The 2,453-nt window shown below is 70.5% G+C and carries 3 protein-coding genes; 2 read left to right on the forward strand and 1 reads right to left on the reverse strand.

The window, feature by feature from the left end; genetic code table 11:
• The first annotated feature begins 290 nt into the window (after positions 1 to 290).
• Both G6020_RS14095 and G6020_RS14100 read left to right on the forward strand, forming a co-directional pair.
• Positions 291 to 1,304 (forward strand): ABC transporter ATP-binding protein, encoded by a 1,014-nt coding sequence (locus G6020_RS14095; RefSeq protein WP_347238383.1) that lies wholly within the window; start codon positions 291 to 293, stop codon positions 1,302 to 1,304.
• Positions 1,305 to 1,309: 5 nt separating this feature from the next.
• Positions 1,310 to 2,134: an ABC transporter permease gene (locus tag G6020_RS14100; RefSeq protein WP_206682233.1), complete on the forward strand. Its 825-nt coding sequence runs from the start codon at positions 1,310 to 1,312 to the stop codon at positions 2,132 to 2,134.
• A 57-nt stretch (positions 2,135 to 2,191) separates the two neighbouring features.
• Here G6020_RS14100 and G6020_RS14105 read toward each other — a convergent pair.
• Positions 2,192 to 2,453: NAD(P)-dependent oxidoreductase (locus G6020_RS14105; RefSeq protein ID WP_277815288.1), on the reverse strand; the 262-nt coding region annotated here is incomplete at its 5' end.

Genomic DNA, 2,453 nt, shown 5'->3' on the forward strand with positions numbered 1-2,453 from the left:
GCCGTTGAGGGGCGGGGTCGTTGAGGGGCGGGGTCGCCGCGGGGCGGGACCGCCGAGGGGCGGGGAGAACGACGACGACGAGGTCCGCACCAGCACACGGCAGCGCCGCCACCCGGTCGAGCACACCGGGCGGCGGCTCCGGTTGGCGCTCGAGCCGATCGGTCTCTGCGGCGAAGGGGCACGACGACCTACGCTTGTCACGTCAACAGCGATTCGCTGACGGGCTTCGGGATCGGGGAAGCCGCGTCGGGACACGAGCGCTACACGTTGCTCGGCGATCGGAGGACTGTGTGGGCGGGAACGACGACGCCGGGCGCCACGACGACCGGACGGAGACTGGCGGCGACACCCGGACGGCAGAGCGCGTCGACGATCCGATGGTCGAGGTCCGCGACCTGCGCAAACAGTACGGTCGCCGTGGTCCGGTGGCGCTCAGGGGCATCGACTTCACGGTCGGTCGCGGCGAGCTCTTCGGACTGCTCGGGCCCAACGGCGCCGGCAAGACCACGACGCTCGGCATCCTCACCACCCGGGTGAGGCCGACCTCCGGCACCGCGCGGATCGACGGCATCGACGTGGTGGCCGGACCGCAGGCCGTCAAACGGCGGATCGCCGTGATGCCGCAGCAGAGCAACCTGGACCGATCGCTGACCGCCCTGGAGAATCTGACGTTCCACGGCGCCTACTACGGCATGCGGCTGAAGGACCGGCGACGGCGCTCGCGCGAGCTGTTGGAGCAGTTCGGGTTGGCGGACCGCGCTGACGAGCAGGTGGAGAACTTCTCCGGCGGTATGGCGCAGCGCCTGCTCATCGCGCGGGCGCTCATGCACCGTCCGCCGCTCCTCTTCCTCGACGAACCGACCACGGGGCTGGATCCGCAGTCGCGGTTGTTCCTCTGGGACCGGGTGACCGACCTCCACCGATCCGGCACCACGATCATGCTGACCACGCACGACATGGCGGAGGCGGATCGGCTGTGCGAGCGGATCGCGATCGTCGACCACGGTGAGCGGATCGCGCTGGACACCCCGGCCGGTCTGCGGGATCTGTTGCCGGGTAGTCGCGGCATCGAGCTCGTGCTGGACGCCCCCGACGATCCCGCTCCGCTGCTGGCAGAACTCGGGGAGACGGAGTCCGCCGAGCTCGAGCAGGGGCGGTGGCGGGTGCGGTGCTACGGCGACAGCCGCCTGGGCGAGGCGATCGCGGTCGCCGAGCAACGGGGAGCCGTGGTCCGGGACGTGCGCCGGCTCGAGGGCAGTCTGGAAGGCGTGTTCGTGCACCTGACCGGGCGGGAGCTGCGATGAGTGTCGTGACGAGAGACAGTGACCTGGCGAGAGACCCTGACCCGATGCTGGCGCGCGCGACCGGTGTCCGCGCCTTCCTGGGCCTGCTGCAGCGCGACATCTGGAACACCCTCCGTCACGAACTGGGGGGCTTCCTCGCGCAGTCGCTCATGCAACCGTTGGCGTTCCTCTTCGTCTTCGGCCTCGTCCTGCCGGAGATCGGCGCGGTGGACGAGTCCTACGCGACGCAGCTGTTGCCGGGCATCATCGCACTGACGCTCGTGCTGACGGCCCTGCAGAACGTGGCGCTGCCGTTGGTGATCGAGTTCTCGTACACCAAGGAGATCGAGGACCGACTGTTGGCGCCGATCTCTCCGCTGATGGTGGGGGTGGAGAAGTTGGTGTTCGCGACCGGGCGGTCCCTGATCGCGGCGCTGCTGATCCTGCCGCTCGCGGCACTGATCCTGCCGGGCGGGGTGCAGACCGGCGGTGCGAACTGGGGAGTGTTCGCGCTGCTCCTGATCGTCGGCGGCCTCGCCGGGGCGTCGATCGGACTGGTGCTGGGCACGTCGGTCCCGGCGCGGCGCATCAACATGGTGTTCGCGTTGGCCCTGACGCCGCTGATCTTCACCGGCGCCACGTTCTACCCGTGGCAGCTGCTCGATTCCCTGCGGTGGTTCCAGGTGCTGACGCTGTTCAACCCGCTCACCTACGTCTCGGAGGGGATGCGCGGCGCCCTGACCTCGTCTCCGCATCTGGGGGCGGAGTGGATCGCGCTCGGGCTCGCGGTCTCGACGGTCGCCTTCGCTGCCGTCGGTCTGCGCGGGTTCATCCGCCGTGCGGTGGATTGACGACTCCCGTCCGGGGCGTGCGACGGGTGCACCCCTCGGGTCGCGGGGTGGTGAGCGTCAGTATCCGCGGCCGTACTCGACCACGGACAGCAGGTCCTCGCCGTCGACGAACCTGCGGAGGTTCTCCGCGAGCGGCCCGGCCATCTCCTCGGTGAGTCGCCCGGCCGGGTTGGCGACGTGCGGGGTGATCACCACGTTGTCGAGGCCGAACAGCGGGTCGTCCGGCGCGGGCGGCTCCGGATCGGTCACGTCGAGCGCGGCGCCGCCGATCAGGCCGCCGGTGAGCGCGCGGTACAGGGCGGCCTGGTCGATGAGGGGC

It is taken from the genome of Dietzia sp. B19 (assembly GCF_014145155.1).
GTDB lineage: Bacteria > Actinomycetota > Actinomycetes > Mycobacteriales > Mycobacteriaceae > Dietzia > Dietzia natronolimnaea.